We start from the raw sequence: 14,518 nt of genomic DNA, 5'->3' as shown, positions 1-14,518 counted from the left end.
GAGGCCGTCAGCGGCGTGCCGGTGCCGGACAGGAGCAGGTGTGCATTCGACGTCGAACGTCATGGCAAGAGACCTCCCGTTCCCGCCATCCCTGCTGTTCAGGAACCTGGCGTCGGCGGCGTCGGATCGCCTGCTTGCGCCGATGGATCGCGGCGGGTTCGGTCCGCGCGGCGCGCGCAACCGGCTGCGGATCGGCGGCTTTCTCTGTTGCTCCGGTTCGCCCGGGATGTGGGCACCCGCCGCGACCTCGACCGCGCAGCTCGCCGTTGCGGAACTCAACCGGCGCGGCGGCATCCTCGGCCGCGAGATCGAGTTCCAAGTCTACGACGCCGGCGGTCCGCTCGACGAGGTGGTCGACCGCGCCGAGCAGGCGATCGCCTCCGACGAGGTCGATCTCATCATGGGCATGCACACCAGCGCGGTGCGTGTCGCGCTGCGTCGCCTCATCACCCGCAGCAAGATCCCCTACATCTACACGCCGGTCTATGAGGGCGGTGAGCGCACGCCGGGCGTGATTGCGATCGGCGAGACGCCGCGCTGGCAGAACCGGCCGTCGATCCACTGGCTGGCCGAGGCGAAGCGCGCGAGGCGCTGGTACCTGATCGGCAGCGACTATGTCTGGCCTTGGCAGTCGCACCGCGCCGTGAAGCGCTACATCAAGGAGACCGGCGGTCTTGTGGTCGGCGAGGAGTTCGTGCCGGTCGGCGAGGACGATCACGCGGCGCATCTGGAGCGGATCCGCGCGGCGAAGCCCGACGTCGTGCTGATCTCGCTGATCGGCACCGACGGCGTGACCTTCAACCGCGCCTTCGCCGACGCCGGGCTCGCCGCCACCACGTTGCGCTTTGCCGGCTGTTTCGACGAAACCGCGCTGCTTGGCATCGGCGCCGACAAGACCGAGAACCTGTTCTGCGCCTCCGGCTATTTCCCATCCGTCGGCTCGCAGGCCGGCGACGATTTCAGGGACCGCTATCGCGCGATGTTCGGGGCGTTCGCGCCGCCGGTCGGATCGTGCGGCGAGTCTGCCTATGAAGGCTTCTGCCTGTTGGAGGCTGCCGCCAACCGCGCCGGCACGCTCGACCTGCGGGCGCTGCTCGCGGCGGCGGACAACCTCGTCTATCGCGGCCCGCGCGGTCCGGTCACAGTCCGTAGCGGCCACGCCAGGATGCCGATGTATCTCGCCGAAGCCGACGGCCTCGACTTCAAGGTGATCAAGGCGATCTGACGCCGGATGCGACAGCATGCCTAACCGATCCATGAAATAATACTTGAAAAGGAAAATATTTCCGTTTTCAATACGGCAACGGGGTGGGCGGTTCGCGCGGGTCAAACGCGCCGCCGCTGCTTCGTGCCCAAGGATGTCCAAGGGATCCGATCCAGGAATCAAAATCCAAGGATCAAAAGCTTCAGGAGAGCGCCGTGACCGTCGTCCTTCCCACGCCAACGCAACTTCGTGCCGTCGCCGAGCAGTGCGGCCTGTCCCTGACCGATGAGGACGTGGCCTCGTTCCGCGGCCTGATGCAGGGCTCGGTCGATGCCTACAACCTCGTCGCCGCGATGCCGGACGAGCTGCCCGAAGTGAAATATCCGCGCACGCCCGGCTATCGTCCGGCGCCGGAAGACAACAAGCACAACGCCTGGTACCGCAAGTCGACGGTGAAGGGCGCGGCCTCCGGCAAGCTCAAGGGCAAGACGGTCGCGCTGAAGGACAACATCATGCTGGCCGGTGTGCCCATGACCAACGGCTCGTCGACGCTCGAGGGCTACGTGCCCGATTTCGACGCCACCATCGTCACCCGTATGCTGGATGCCGGCGCCGAGATCGCCGGCAAGGTGCATTGCGAGCACTTCTGCCTGTCCGGCGGCAGCCACACCAATTCCTACGGAGCCGTGCACAATCCGCACAAGATGGGCTATTCGGCCGGCGGCTCGTCGTCGGGCTCCGGCGTGGTGGTCGCGCTCGGCGAGGTCGACATGGCGATCGGCGGCGACCAGGGCGGCTCGATCCGCATGCCGTCCTCGTTCTGCGGCACCTATGGCATGAAGCCGACCTGGGGCCTCGTGCCCTACACCGGCATCATGCCGATCGAGATCTACGTCGACCACACAGGCCCGATGACCGCGACCGTGGAAGACAACGCGCTGCTGCTGGAGGTGTTGGCCGGCGACGACGGCTATGATCCGCGCATCAAGGCGCCGAAGGTCGAGGATTACACCAAGGCGCTCGGCAAGGGCATCAAGGGCATGAAGATCGGCATCGTCAAGGAAGGTTTTGAGCAGCCGACCGCGGAGGCCGCGGTGAATGAAAGCGTGCGTGAAGCGGCCAAGCGCTTCAAGGATCTCGGCGCCAGCATCGAGACGGTATCGATCCCGATGCACATGCTCGGCGGCGCGATCTGGACTCCGATCGGCACTGAAGGCCTGACCCAGACCATGATGTTCGGCGACGGCTACGGCCTCAGCCGCGGCGACCTCTATTCGACCTCGCTGATGGATTTCCATCGTGGCTGGCGCCGCCAGGCGGATTCGCTGTCCGAGACCACGAAGCTGTTCATGATGCTCGGCACCTACATCAACAACAATTTCGGTCCGCGCTTCTACGGCAAGGCGCTCAACATCTCCCGCCGGCTGACCGCGGCCTACGACAAGGCCTTCAAGGACTACGATCTGCTGCTGATGCCGACCACGCCGATGAAGGCGACGAAGTTGCCCGAGGCCAATGCCAGCCGTGAGGAATATGTCGCCCGCGCGCTGGAGATGATCTCCAACACCGCGCCGTTCGACATCACCCATCACCCGGCGATGTCGCTGCCTTGCGGCATGGTCGACGGGCTGCCGGTCGGCCTGATGCTGGTCGGCCGGATGTTCGAGGAAACCACCATCTACCGCGCCGCGCACGCCTTCGAGCAGGCCGGCGACTGGAAGAAGATGTGAGGCGCCGCTTGTCGCAGACGCAAGGTCGATGGATCGGCCACCATGGCTAGCACCTTCGCCGCGCTGTTCGAAATCGTAAGCTTCGGCGCGATCATCGTGCTGGTCGTGCTCGGGCTCGGCATCATCGCCAGCATGATGGGCATCTTCAACTTCGCGCAGGGCGAATTCGTCCTGCTCGGAGCCTACGTGACCTATCTGGCGTATGCCCATGGCGCGCCGGTCTGGGCCGGCATGGTCGCCGCGCCCTTCGTGGTCGGCGCGATCGGCTTCGTGCTGGAGGCGCTGATCATCCGACGCTTCTACGCCGCGCCGATCGTGGCGATGCTCGGCACCTATGCGCTCGGGCTGATCATCCGCGAAAGCGTCCGCGGCCTGATCGGCGGCTTCTATCTCACGGTGCCGGAGCCGATCGGCGGTTCGATCGACCTCGGCTCGGTCCACATCTCGGCCTGGCGCTTCACCATCATCGTGATCACGCTTGTGGTGATGGGCGGCTGCTATCTGCTGCTGGCGCGCACGAACTTCGGGCTTCGGGTCCGCGCCACGCTGGAGAACCCGGCGCTCGCGCGCGCGTCGGGCATCTCGACGCCGTTGATCTACGGCGCGACCTTTGCGTTCGGCGCGGCGCTGGCCGGGCTAGCCGGCGCGCTGATCGTGCCGGTGTTCTCTCTGTTTGCCGATCTCGGCATCCGCTTCCTGATCCAGGGCTTCGTCGCCGTGATGGTCGGCGGGGTCGGCTCCTTCATCGGTCCGGTTGCCGGCGCCGGCGTCATCGGCACGCTCAGCGCAGCGCTGCCATGGGTCATGTCGCCCGTCGTCGCCGACGTCCTCGTCTTCGTGCTCGCCATCGCCTTCATCAAATTCCGGCCGCAAGGCCTCATTGCTGGGAAAGGGGTCTAATCACCATGTCGATTGAACGCATGAATCTCACGCGCCGCCGCTTCATGAGCAATTTCGCCTTCGCGACCGGTGCGCTCGCGACCGGCGTTGGAAGCTGGGTGGTGAGGCCCGATTGGGCCAACGCCGCCGAGGGACCGATCAAGGTCGGCATCGCGACCGACCTCACCGGCCCGATCGCCTATGCCGGCAATGCCGACGCCAACGTCGCCAAGATGGTGATCAAGGAGATCAACGCCGGTGGCGGCCTGCTCGGCCGGCCGCTCGAGCTCTATATCGAGGACACTGCCTCGAACGAATCGGTCGCGGTCGGCAATGTCCGCAAGCTGATCCAGCGCGATAAGGTCGACATGGTGCTGGGCGGCATCACCTCGTCGATGCGGAACGCGATCAAGGACCCGATCGTGGCGCGCGGCAAGACGCTCTACATCTATCCGCAGCTCTACGAGGGCAAGGAGTGCACGCCCTATCTGTTCTGCACCGGGCCGACGCCGGCGCAGCAATGCGACGAGTTCATTCCCTGGCTTATCAAGAACGGCGGCAAGAAGTTCGCGCTGCCGAGCGCCAACTATGTCTGGCCGCACACGCTCAACGTCTACGCCCGCAAGGTGATCGAGGACAATGGCGGCGAGGTCGTGTTCGAGGAGTATTACCCGCTCGACCAGGTCGACTTCTCGTCCACCGTCAACCGCATCATCTCCAACAAGGTCGACGTCGTCTTCAACACCGTGATCCCGCCTGGTGTCGGGCCGTTCTTCAAGCAGCTCTATGAAGCCGGCTTCCTCAAGAACGGCGGGCGGCTCGCCTGCGTCTACTATGACGAGAACACGCTCAACATCAATCAGGCCAGCGAGATCGAGGGTTTGGCGAGCTGCCTCGACTACTTCAAGGTGCTGACCAAGGAGGATCCGTTCAACGCCAAGATCCAGGCGGCCTATGAGAAGGATTTTCCGGGCAACTTCCTGTTCGCGGCCGGCAGCGCCGCCACCGGAACCTATCGCGGCCTCAAGCTGTGGGAAGCCGCGGTCAAGGAAGCTGGCAAGGTCGATCGTGACTCGGTTGCGGCTGCGCTCGATCACGCCAAGATCGCCGAAGGGCCCGGCGGACCGGCCGAAATGGTGCCCGGCAAGCGGCACTGCAAGATGAAGATGTACACCGCTGTTGCCAAAGGCGGGAACTATGAGATCGTGGCGCGCAGCGCCGGTCTCGTCGATCCCAAGGAATGCTGAGCAATCCATGGGTGGAGCAGAGCAGGCCGTCGCACGCATCGGTGAGGAACCGGATGTCGTGACAGGTGAAGGTGCACCGGCCGCGCGCGCGCCGGCGGGACAGGCATCGGCAGGATGGAAGGTCCTGCCGATCGTGGAAGGGCTGGTGCTCTTGATCGCACTGGTCCTGCCATGGGTGCTGCAGGACTATCTCACGGTGTTCGCCACCCGCGTGGTGATCCTCGCGCTGTTCGCGCTGTCGTTCGACTTGGTGTGGGGCTATGCCGGTATCATGAGCTTCGGCCAGGCGTTGTTCTTCGGCGCCGCCGGCTACGGCGTGGCGTTGCTGGCGCGCGACCTCAACGTCACCTCGATCCTCTTGATCCTGCCGGCGGGCATCTTGATCGGCCTCACCGCATCGCTGCTGCTCGGCGGCTTCCTGCTGCTCGGGCGCTATCCCTCGAGCGTGATCTTCGTCTCGCTCGGTACCCTGACCGGCTCCTACGCGGCGGACCGGCTGGCGCGCGGCTGGTACTATCTCGGCGGCCAGAACGGCATCCCGTCGATCCCGTCGCTCACGCTCGGCAGCTACGAGTTCGAGGAGGGGCCGGTCTACTACTACATGGTGCTCGGCATCCTCGTCGTGGTCTATCTGCTCTGCCGCTTCCTGGTCCGCTCGCAATTCGGCCTCGCGCTCGCGGGCCTGCGCGAGAACGAGCAGCGCATCGCCTTCTTCGGCTACAAGGCGCAGCATCTGAAGGCGATCATCTTTGCGGTCGGCGGCACCATCGCCGGCCTCGCCGGCAGCCTCTATGCCTTCCACGAAGGATTCGTCTGGCCCAACATGCTGGGGGTCGTGTTCTCGACCCAGGTCGTTCTGTATGTGTTATTCGGCGGCTCCGGCACGCTGATCGGCGCGGTGATCGGCACCGTGATCATCGAGGGCGTCAGCTTCTGGCTGTCGGACAATTACCGCGACGTCTGGCCGATCATCCTCGGCGTGCTGCTGCTGCTCGTGATCATGTTCCGCCCGCTCGGGCTGGTCTCCCTCGTGCTCGGCGAGCGCGAGCGGGTCGGCAGCTTCGGCAAAGCGCCAAAGCCAAAGGAGACCGGCAATGCCGCTCCTTGAAGCATCAGGCATCAGCAAGATGTACGGCAAGCTCACCGCGCTCGACGGCGCAGGCTTGACCGTCGGCGAGAACGAGTTTCACGGCCTGATCGGCCCCAACGGCTCGGGCAAGAGCACGCTGATGAAATGCGTCGCCGGCGCCGAAATGCCGACCACGGGCAAGGTCTCGTTCGTCAACGCCGACATCACCGCGTTCACGCCGACCGAGCGCGCCCGCGCCGGCATGAGCCTGAAATTCCAGATCACCTCGGTGCTGCCGACGCTGACGCTGTACGACAACATCCTGCTGGCGCTGCAGGCGCATTCGTCGCTGTTCGATCTCGTGCTGTCGCGCACCCGCAACAGGCTGCACGATCAGGTCATGACGATGCTGACCCAGTTCCGGCTCGCCGACCGCGCGCATGATGCCGCGGCGGCGTTGTCGCATGGCCAGCAGCAATGGCTCGAGATCGCGATGGCGCTCGCCGGCAAGCCGCGGCTGTTGCTGCTGGATGAGCCGACCGGCGGCATGAGCCTCGAAGAGCGCCGCGTCACCGGCGAGCTGTTGCAGCCGATCAAGCAGCATTGCTCGCTCGTCATCGTCGAACACGACCTCGATTTCATCCGCGACATCTGCGACCGCCTCACCGTGCTCGACCAGGGCAAGGTGCTGGCCTCGGGAACGGTCGCGGAAATCCAGGCCAACAAGAGCGTCCAGGAGATTTATCTTCGCCGTGCCTGACCAATCCTTCCTCGATATCCGGCATATCGATGCCGGTTACGGCCGCAGCCAGGTCCTGTTCGATGTCAACATCGGCATTCCCTGGCGCGGCGGCGTCGCCGTGCTCGGCCGCAACGGCGCCGGCAAGACCACGCTGATGAAGACCATCGTCGGTGAGCTCGCGAGCACAACGGGAGAGTTGTTCTTCGACGGCCGCGACATCACCCGCCGCCGCACCGAGGAGCGCGTGCGCTCCGGCATCGGCTATGTGCCGCAGGAGCATTCGGTGTTCGCCCGCCTGTCGGTGCGCGACAACCTCGCGGTAGGCTCGCTGACAAATTCCGATACGAGCGCGGTCGATCGCGTGCTCGAGATCTTCCCGAAGCTCGGCCAGCGCCTCGACCAGCCGGCCGGCACGCTGTCCGGCGGCGAGCGTAAGATGCTGGCGATCGGCCGCGCCATGCTAGGCAATCCGAAACTGCTGCTGCTGGACGAGCCAACCGAAGGCGTCTGGATCGGTGTCATCGAGGAGATCACCGAGCGGCTGATCGAGCTCGCCAAGAGCATCTCGGTCGTGATCGTCGAGCAGCATCTCGACCTCGCGCTGCGCGTCGCCGACTACGCCTATGTGCTGGATCGCGGCCGCGTCGCGCTGCAGGGCGGCGCCAGCGAAGTGCGCAACGATCCGGAATTGCTGCGGTATCTGGCGCCGTAGCCGCGGGGGCGTGGTGAATCCCGGGTTCCCGAGGAACGAAGCGCCCCGGCTGCCGTTGGGCCGCGGGAGGAATTCACCAATGCGTTATCTTTCGATCATAACCCTTTGTGCTGCTGCTGCCGTGATGAGCAGCGGTGCAGCGCTGGCGCAGCATGCCGGCACCAAGTCCGAACAATCCGCGTGCTCACGCGATGCACAGCGCTTCTGCCGAAAAGACCTCGGCAATGACGGCGCCGTGCAGAGCTGCCTTCAGATGAAGCGCGCCAGCCTGAGCTCAAGCTGCAAGAAGGTATTTGAAAGCCACGGCATGTAACCGTCATCAGCCGGTGCAGATATTCGCGTTGATCAACGCGACGGCGTCCCGCCGACGTGCTCGACAAGATGCGCGCGCGATGGCGAGGGCTCAAACCGGTCGGCGAAGTACTGCGTCTCGAGGACGACCTGTCCGTCGCGGAATTCCATGATGCTCACCGTGTAGGACGGGATGCCGTCATAGGTCAGCACGAACTCGGTGACCCAGAGATCGCCGGTGCCGATCATGCGCTGGATCGTGAAGCGCTTTGTGTTCGGCTGCACCGTCCGGCTCTGCTGAATGTTGCGCCGGCCGCGAATTCGTTCGCCCGATTGCGGATAATCGAGCACCGCATCCTCGTGGTAGATCTCATGCTCGCGCTCGAAATCGCTGGCGTCCGACGCTTCCCAATGGCGCTGCAGTGCCGTGCGTACGGCTCGATCGTCCATCGCAATCTCCCGGCTGTGCCCCGTGCATCATCTGACGGTCGTCAGTGCGCGATTGGCAAGCAGAATGTGGCAGAGCGACGCTGGGGCAATTCATGTCGCGTGGATGCGGAAGTTTGGCTCACAGATCGCGCAACATACTCGATGTCGTCCCGGCCTTCGCCGGGACGACACTGTACTGGCGGGAAAGTTTGATCGTTACCCAAAAGGCAGCGCCGCGGCGCAAGCCCCCGCTTACTTCACCGCGGAGAAGCGGGTGTCGAACGAGTTGGTCTGCACGACGGGCGCGGAGCCCGCGAGTTGGGTCGACGGTGTCGTGGCCGGGGCGGCTGCGGCGGTGCTGGTCACCTGCGGCTTCGGCGCCGGCTTGGCGGCCTGCTTCGGCTCCGCCTTCGGGGCGACACGAACCATCGATTGCGGCTTGGCCTCGGCGACCTTCGGCTTGGCCGGCGCGGCGGCGGCCGGCGTGGACGGCGATGCGGCCGGCTTGCCGGCGTCGGCGGTGGCGTCACCGATGCCGACCTTGCGGGCAAAGCTCGAGAAGAAGCCTTCGGATTTGTCGGACGCGTTGGCCGAGGCGACGCGGGTGCTGGCCGGCGGCGTGGTCGACGACGTGGTCGCCACCACCGGCTCTTCCCGCTGGACTGCGAGATTGGGCCGCGGCGGATTGACCGTGCCGGGGATCGTGCCGGGGGCGCGCGCCAGCGACATCGACTGAAGCGCCTGGCTGTCGCCGCCTTCGGACAGACCGGTGTTTCCTTCGGGAATCTTCGAGGCGAAGATCGCGTTCATGCCGCCGTCGATGCCGGTGTTGAGGCGGGCCACGGGCGTACCCTTCGCGGCTAATTTGGCCATCTCCGCGTCGTCGCGCTGCTCCTTCTCGCGCACTGCGCTCGCGATCTCCTCGGGGATGACATAGGCCGGGCACTTCGCCGATGCATTGAACACCGGATCGCGCACAGCGTCCGGCGCCTTCACCGCGTCGAAGACGTATTTCCTCTCGCAGAAGTCGACCTTCGGCTCCTGCTTTGTCACCTCGAAATGATCGTTGCCTTCCTTGATCATCTTCCAGAAAGGCATGTTCGGGTTGTTGCGGTGCTTGGCCATGTTCACCGGCGTCATCCGGAACGGATAGGCTTGAAACTGGAAGGCCTTCTGGCCACCGAAGAACGACTCGCGGCCGAGCGAATAGATCTCCGCGATCTGCTCGTCGGTCATCGCGTAGCAACCGCGCGACGAGCAGTCGCCATGCACCATCAGCTCCGAGCCGGTGCGGCCGAGCGACTTGTCGAACGCGTTGGGATAGCCGGTGTTGAAGGAGAGGTAATAGGCCGACTGCGGGTTCATCTGGCTCGGGTTGATCGAATAGAATCCCTCGGGCGCCTGGCGGTCACCCTCGCGGACCTTCGGACCGAGATCGCCCGACCAGCGGCAGATCGGATAGGTCTTGAGCAGCGCGAACTGGCCGGAGCGGGTCTGCTTCCAGATCTCGAGCTCGGCTTCCTGCTTGAACAGCCGCACCAGGATCGGCGACTGCATGTCCATGTCCTTCTCGGTCATGGCAGCGACGAGCTTTGGCGGGACCGGCTGGTTGGCCTTGGCGTTCTGCGCGAGCGAGATCTGATCGCTGTCACAGCCGGCGAGCATGGCACCCGCGGCGAGGACCGCCGAAGTCAGAAGCGCGCGTACGAGCGTGCGATGAGTCAAGTCCGAGCTCCACACCCACCGGGCGATTTTCGCGACCCCAACACGGCGAATATGCCCTGAAGCCATTGTGTAAAATATTAGCCTTCGACCACCCCTGCTCGCAACCTGAACCGAGGCTGACAGCCTTCACGGTAGCAGGCATGGTTCAAGGAACGTTAAAGACCCGTCTCGGGGCCCAATTACGGCAAAATCGGCCGATTTGGTCGAAAAATTGGGCGGTTTGGGTGGGTCAACCCAGCTTGCGGCCGATATCCAGGAACTTCTGGCGCCGCTGTTTGCGAATCGCGTCCGGATCAAGATTTCGTAGGTCGTTGAACGCCTGGGCGATGGCGTCGCCCGTGAGCGCGATCATCGCGGCGGGGTCGCGATGAGCGCCGCCGGAGGGTTCTTTCAGGATCTGGTCGATCACGCCGAAGCGCAGCATGTCCTGGGCGGTGATCTTCATGCTGTTGGCGGCTTCCTGCGCCTTGGTGCCGTCGCGCCACAGGATCGAGGACGCCGCCTCCGGCGAGATCACGCTGTAGATCGCGTGCTCCATCATCAGGACGCGGTTCGCCGTCGTGATCGCGATGGCGCCGCCCGACATGCCTTCGCCGGTGACGATCGCGACATTGGGCACGCCGAGCGACAGGCACGAGTCGATCGAGCGCGCGATCGCCTCGGCCTGGCCGCGCTCCTCGGCGCCGATGCCGGGATAGGCGCCGGCGGAATCGACGATCGACAGTACGGGGATGCCGAAGCGGTCGGCCATCTCCATCAGGCGCACCGCCTTGCGGTAGCCTTCGGGGCGCGCCATGCCGAAATTGTGCTTGATGCGGGTATCGGTCGTGGCGCCCTTCTCCTGGCCGACCACGCAGATGCTCTCGCCGCGGAAGCGGCCGAAGCCGCCGATCAGGGCCTCGTCGTCGGCGAATTTGCGGTCGCCGGCCATCGGGGTGAATTCGGTGATCAGGCCGCCGATGAAATCGGTGAAGTGCGGCCGCTGCGGATGCCGCGCCACCAGCGTCTTCTGCCACGCCGTCAGGTTGGCATAGAGGTCGGTCAGCGCCTGCGCCGCCTTGTCTTCGATCCGCGCGACCTCGTCGCCGATGTCGCTGCCGCTTGCGGCAAGCGCACGCAACTCGTCGATCTTGGATTCAAGCTCGGCGACGGGTTTTTCGAAGTCGAGATAGCTGCGCATCGGGTCGGGCATCAACTCAATATAGGGAGGAACAACGCGAGGGGCGAAGCGGTTTCGGCGGTGGCAAGAGAAGTTTTGTAACTTCAATCGGTTAACGCGCATTCGGGCGGAATGCACGCTTCGGGATCGCAGGCAGGTGACGCTCTTTCTGCGGAGACGACGCGGAAGTCAAGGCGGATCAGGCGAAGGTATCGATGTCTGGCGGGTGCCGGACTTACTTCTCCGCCAGCGGATGCAGGTCGCGGACCAGGCTCTTCAGCCGCTCCTCGACCACATGGGTGTAGATCTGGGTGGTCGAGATGTCGGTATGGCCGAGCAGGGTCTGCACGATGCGCAGGTCCGCGCCATTGTGCAGCAGGTGGCTGGCGAAGGCGTGGCGCAGCACGTGCGGAGACACCAGCCGCGGTGCGAGGCCGGAGGCGGCCGCGAGCTCCTTCAGGTCGCGGGCGAAATGCTGCCGGGTCAAATGACCGCTCTCTCCGGAAGACGGAAACAGCCATTTCGACGGTGCGGTCTTCTTCGCCTTCGGCTGCATCACCTCCAGCGCGGCGAGATAGTCCGCCATCGCCTGGCGTGAGGCGTCGTTCAGCGGCACCAGCCGCTCCTTGTTGCCCTTGCCGCGCACCACGATCATCCGTGCGTCGCGCCGCGCCGCGGAGACCGGTAACGACACCAGCTCGGAAACGCGCAGGCCGGTGGCGTAGAGCACCTCGAGCAGGCAGTACAGCCGCAGCGCGCGCAGCCGCTGCGCCGGCGAGACGTCGGTCTGGGTCAGCTCTTTAGCGCGGGTCAGCATGCGGTCGACGTCGGCAATCGACAGTACCTTGGGCAGGCCGCGGCCGCGCTTCGGGCCGGACAGGATCGCGGCCGGATCGTCGCTGCGGATACGTTCGTTGAGCAGGAAGCGGTAGAGATGCCGCATTGCCGACAGCCGCCGCGCCACGCTGGTTGACTTGAAGCCGCGCGTGTCGAGGTCGGCGAGGTAACCGCGCAGCGCGTCGGTGTCGGCGCCGGTGAAATCGGTGCCGGCATGGGCGAGGTAGTCGGAGAAATCAATGAGGTCGCGCCGGTAGGCGTCGAGCGTGTTGACGCCTGCGCCCTGTTCCGCGGCGAGCATGTCGAGGAACAACGCGGTCAGCTTGGCGTCGGAGGACTTGGCAGGGGTCTTCTTGGCAGCAGCGGTCATGCCAAGACTCATAGCGCCTATTTCTTGAGGAACTTATCCGGCGGGATGGTCACCGTCATTTCCCGCGGTTTCGGGTGCACGAAATTCGCGAGCGCGAAGACGATGCCGTAGCCGATCCCGAAAATCACGGCGACGACCGTCAGGAAGCGGAACAGGCTGGGCATGGAGGCGACTCAGGCGGCGAATTAACCAATGAAATCATCCAACATGTTCCCCGCGCCGTTGCAAGAGTCGCTGGTAACGGTATCGCCGGGGGTAGTATAGGTTGCTCGAATTCTGAACAAATCGTCCCAATATCCGAGCTTTTTGATGTCCGACGCAGCCGTCCCGGCGCCCGCCCACCCGACCCTCGAGGCCGATATCACGGCCGCGCTGGGGACGCGGTCGATCGTGCTGGTCGGCATGATGGGGGCCGGTAAGTCGACCATCGGCCGCCGGATGGCGCTGCGGCTCAGTTTGCCGTTTACCGATGCCGACACCGAGATCGAGGCGGCGGCGCGCATGACGATCCCGGAGATCTTCGAGACCCATGGCGAGCCGTATTTCCGCGACGGCGAGGCGCGGGTGATCGCCCGCATCCTCGATAGCGGCTCGGTCGTGCTGGCGACCGGCGGCGGCGCCTTCATGCGCGAGGAGACCCGCAGCAAGATCCGCGACCGCGCCGTTTCAATCTGGCTCAAGGCCGACAGTGATATCATCATGCGCCGCGTCCGCCGCCGTGCCGATCGTCCGCTGCTGCAGACCGCCGATCCCGAGGCGACGGTGAACCGGCTGCTCGGCGAGCGCGAGCCGGTCTACCAGACCGCCGATCTGACGATTGCCTCGCGCGACGTGCCGCACGACCGCATCGTCGACGAATGCCTCGCGGCCCTGCATGCGCATCTGTGCGGCGTGCATCCGGCCGGCGAGCCACCACCTGATGGATTGAACGCGACCTCATGACCGCACCCTTGAAACACTCCGCCCCCGTTACCGTCGACGTCGCACTCGGCGACCGCGCCTATGATATCGTCATCGGCCGCGACGTGCTGGCCTCGCTGGGCGAGCGGGTCGCGGCGCTGCGGCCCGGCGTGCGGACCGCCATCGTCACCGATCGCACCGTCGCCAGGCATTGGCTGGAGCCGGCCGAGGCGTCGCTCGCCGCAGCCGGCGTGCCGACGTCGCGGATCGTCGTCGAGGAGGGCGAGGGCTCGAAGAGCTACACCACGCTGACGCAGGTCAGCGAGGCGCTGATCGCGGCGAAAATCGAGCGCAACGATCTGGTGATCGCGCTCGGCGGCGGCGTGGTCGGCGATCTCGCCGGGTTCGCGGCTGCGATCCTGCGCCGCGGCGTCGATTTCGTGCAGGTGCCGACCTCGCTGCTGGCGCAGGTCGATTCCTCCGTCGGCGGCAAGACCGGCATCAACTCGCCGCAGGGCAAGAACCTGATCGGCGCCTTCCACCAGCCGGTGCTGGTCATCGCCGACACCTCGGTGCTCGACACCCTGTCGCCGCGCCAATTCCGCGCCGGCTACGCCGAGGTCGCGAAATACGGCATCCTCGGTGACGAGGCCTTCTTCGCCTGGCTGGAGAAGAACCACGCCGATATCTTCTCGGGCGGTGCGGGGCGCGAGCATGCGATCGCAACCTCCTGCCGCGCCAAGGCCGGCGTCGTTTCCCGCGACGAGCGCGAGACCGGCGAGCGCGCGCTGCTCAATCTAGGCCACACTTTCGGCCATGCGCTGGAAGCCGCGACCGGCTTCTCCGACCGCCTGTTCCATGGTGAGGGCGTTTCGGTCGGCATGGTGCTCGCGGCTGAATTCTCCGCGCAGCTCGGCATGATTTCATCCGACGATGCGGCCCGCATCGCGCGTCATCTTTCCGCGGTAGGATTGCCGACGCGCCTGCAGGATATCGCAGGCTTCACGCAGGAAGGGCTTCCCGATGCCGACGCTCTGTTGGCGCTGATGGCGCAGGACAAGAAGGTCAAGCGCGGCAAGCTCACCTTCATCCTGCTGGAGGCGGTCGGCCGCGCCGTGATTGCCAACAATGTCGAGCCGCAGCCGGTGCGCGACTTCCTGCAAGCCAAGCTGAAGGCCTAGAGCGGGATGACTCTTTTTCGAATCGTCATCCCACTCTATCTCT

The 14,518-nt window shown here is 65.2% G+C and carries 15 protein-coding genes; 10 read left to right on the top strand and 5 right to left on the bottom strand.

What is annotated here, in order from left to right; all coding sequences use genetic code 11:
- Nucleotides 1–61 precede the first annotated feature (61 nt).
- From ACE103_RS40920 to ACE103_RS40885, 8 genes are all read left to right on the top strand, one after another.
- On the top strand, nt 62–1,225 hold the full coding sequence (locus ACE103_RS40920; RefSeq protein WP_375777564.1) for a substrate-binding domain-containing protein: 1,164 nt from the start codon (nt 62–64) through the stop codon (nt 1,223–1,225).
- 194 nt (nt 1,226–1,419) lie between these two features.
- Nucleotides 1,420–2,934, top strand: a complete 1,515-nt coding sequence (locus ACE103_RS40915; RefSeq protein WP_375777563.1) for an amidase — start codon at nt 1,420–1,422, stop codon at nt 2,932–2,934.
- A gap of 42 nt (nt 2,935–2,976) precedes the next feature.
- Nucleotides 2,977–3,834, top strand: coding sequence for a branched-chain amino acid ABC transporter permease (locus ACE103_RS40910; RefSeq protein ID WP_375777562.1), 858 nt, complete (start codon nt 2,977–2,979; stop codon nt 3,832–3,834).
- Nucleotides 3,835–3,839: 5 nt separating this feature from the next.
- Nucleotides 3,840–5,060, top strand: coding sequence for a substrate-binding protein (locus tag ACE103_RS40905; protein ID WP_212311940.1), 1,221 nt, complete (start codon nt 3,840–3,842; stop codon nt 5,058–5,060).
- Between the two features lie 7 nt (nt 5,061–5,067).
- Nucleotides 5,068–6,168 (top strand): branched-chain amino acid ABC transporter permease, encoded by a 1,101-nt coding sequence (locus ACE103_RS40900; RefSeq protein ID WP_375777561.1) that lies wholly within the window; start codon nt 5,068–5,070, stop codon nt 6,166–6,168.
- A complete protein-coding gene (locus ACE103_RS40895) occupies nt 6,155–6,889 on the top strand; it encodes an ABC transporter ATP-binding protein (protein WP_375777560.1) in 735 nt (244 codons plus the stop codon). Before ACE103_RS40900 ends, ACE103_RS40895 begins: the two co-directional genes overlap by 14 nt.
- Complete coding sequence (locus ACE103_RS40890) at nt 6,882–7,583, top strand: ABC transporter ATP-binding protein (RefSeq protein WP_375777559.1); 702 nt, start codon at nt 6,882–6,884, stop codon at nt 7,581–7,583. Before ACE103_RS40895 ends, ACE103_RS40890 begins: the two co-directional genes overlap by 8 nt.
- 79 nt (nt 7,584–7,662) lie before the next feature.
- The gene (locus ACE103_RS40885; protein ID WP_375777558.1) at nt 7,663–7,896 is read left to right on the top strand and encodes a hypothetical protein; all 234 of its coding nucleotides are present in this window, start codon (nt 7,663–7,665) and stop codon (nt 7,894–7,896) included.
- A gap of 32 nt (nt 7,897–7,928) precedes the next feature.
- Here ACE103_RS40885 and ACE103_RS40880 read toward each other — a convergent pair whose 3' ends face one another.
- From ACE103_RS40880 to ACE103_RS40860, 5 genes are all read right to left on the bottom strand, one after another.
- Nucleotides 7,929–8,324 carry a nuclear transport factor 2 family protein gene (locus ACE103_RS40880; protein WP_375777557.1) on the bottom strand — a complete coding sequence of 132 codons (396 nt, stop codon included), beginning with the start codon at nt 8,322–8,324 and terminating at the stop codon, nt 7,929–7,931.
- Between the two features lie 231 nt (nt 8,325–8,555).
- Nucleotides 8,556–10,028 carry a L,D-transpeptidase family protein gene (locus tag ACE103_RS40875; protein ID WP_375777556.1) on the bottom strand — a complete coding sequence of 491 codons (1,473 nt, stop codon included), beginning with the start codon at nt 10,026–10,028 and terminating at the stop codon, nt 8,556–8,558.
- Nucleotides 10,029–10,257: 229 nt separating this feature from the next.
- Nucleotides 10,258–11,220 (bottom strand): acetyl-CoA carboxylase carboxyltransferase subunit alpha, encoded by a 963-nt coding sequence (locus ACE103_RS40870; RefSeq protein WP_223972118.1) that lies wholly within the window; start codon nt 11,218–11,220, stop codon nt 10,258–10,260.
- Between the two features lie 202 nt (nt 11,221–11,422).
- Nucleotides 11,423–12,394, bottom strand: coding sequence for a site-specific tyrosine recombinase XerD (gene xerD / locus ACE103_RS40865; protein ID WP_375777555.1), 972 nt, complete (start codon nt 12,392–12,394; stop codon nt 11,423–11,425).
- Nucleotides 12,395–12,411: 17 nt separating this feature from the next.
- Nucleotides 12,412–12,558 carry a hypothetical protein gene (locus ACE103_RS40860; RefSeq protein WP_016843561.1) on the bottom strand — a complete coding sequence of 49 codons (147 nt, stop codon included), beginning with the start codon at nt 12,556–12,558 and terminating at the stop codon, nt 12,412–12,414.
- A gap of 145 nt (nt 12,559–12,703) precedes the next feature.
- Between ACE103_RS40860 and ACE103_RS40855 the strand changes: the two genes are divergently transcribed.
- Both ACE103_RS40855 and aroB read left to right on the top strand, forming a co-directional pair.
- Entirely contained in the window at nt 12,704–13,336 is a 633-nt protein-coding gene (locus ACE103_RS40855; protein WP_375777554.1) for a shikimate kinase, read from the top strand.
- Nucleotides 13,333–14,475, top strand: a complete 1,143-nt coding sequence (aroB, locus tag ACE103_RS40850; protein WP_375777553.1) for a 3-dehydroquinate synthase — start codon at nt 13,333–13,335, stop codon at nt 14,473–14,475. The genes ACE103_RS40855 and aroB overlap by 4 nt, the downstream gene beginning before the upstream one ends.
- Nucleotides 14,476–14,518: the final 43 nt, after the last annotated feature.

Origin of the sequence: Bradyrhizobium sp. ma5, from assembly GCF_042258955.1 — a bacterium.
Lineage (GTDB): Bacteria > Pseudomonadota > Alphaproteobacteria > Rhizobiales > Xanthobacteraceae > Bradyrhizobium.
Note: the sequence above shows the minus strand (reverse complement) of the source record. Positions and strands in the feature narration are given on the sequence as shown.

Excerpts from the sequence above, each read along its gene's own strand:
- xerD (WP_375777555.1), bottom strand. The coding sequence starts at position 12,394 with ATGACCGCTGCTGCCAAGAAGACCCCTGCCAAGTCCTCCGACGCCAAG.
- ACE103_RS40885 (WP_375777558.1), top strand. The coding sequence starts at position 7,663 with ATGCGTTATCTTTCGATCATAACCCTTTGTGCTGCTGCTGCCGTGATG.
- ACE103_RS40855 (WP_375777554.1), top strand. The coding sequence starts at position 12,704 with ATGTCCGACGCAGCCGTCCCGGCGCCCGCCCACCCGACCCTCGAGGCC.
- ACE103_RS40880 (WP_375777557.1), bottom strand. The coding sequence starts at position 8,324 with ATGGACGATCGAGCCGTACGCACGGCACTGCAGCGCCATTGGGAAGCG.
- ACE103_RS40900 (WP_375777561.1), top strand. The coding sequence starts at position 5,068 with ATGGGTGGAGCAGAGCAGGCCGTCGCACGCATCGGTGAGGAACCGGAT.
- aroB (WP_375777553.1), top strand. The coding sequence starts at position 13,333 with ATGACCGCACCCTTGAAACACTCCGCCCCCGTTACCGTCGACGTCGCA.
- ACE103_RS40910 (WP_375777562.1), top strand. The coding sequence starts at position 2,977 with ATGGCTAGCACCTTCGCCGCGCTGTTCGAAATCGTAAGCTTCGGCGCG.
- ACE103_RS40895 (WP_375777560.1), top strand. The coding sequence starts at position 6,155 with ATGCCGCTCCTTGAAGCATCAGGCATCAGCAAGATGTACGGCAAGCTC.
- ACE103_RS40860 (WP_016843561.1), bottom strand. The coding sequence starts at position 12,558 with ATGCCCAGCCTGTTCCGCTTCCTGACGGTCGTCGCCGTGATTTTCGGG.
- ACE103_RS40920 (WP_375777564.1), top strand. The coding sequence starts at position 62 with ATGGCAAGAGACCTCCCGTTCCCGCCATCCCTGCTGTTCAGGAACCTG.
- ACE103_RS40905 (WP_212311940.1), top strand. The coding sequence starts at position 3,840 with ATGTCGATTGAACGCATGAATCTCACGCGCCGCCGCTTCATGAGCAAT.
- ACE103_RS40870 (WP_223972118.1), bottom strand. The coding sequence starts at position 11,220 with ATGCCCGACCCGATGCGCAGCTATCTCGACTTCGAAAAACCCGTCGCC.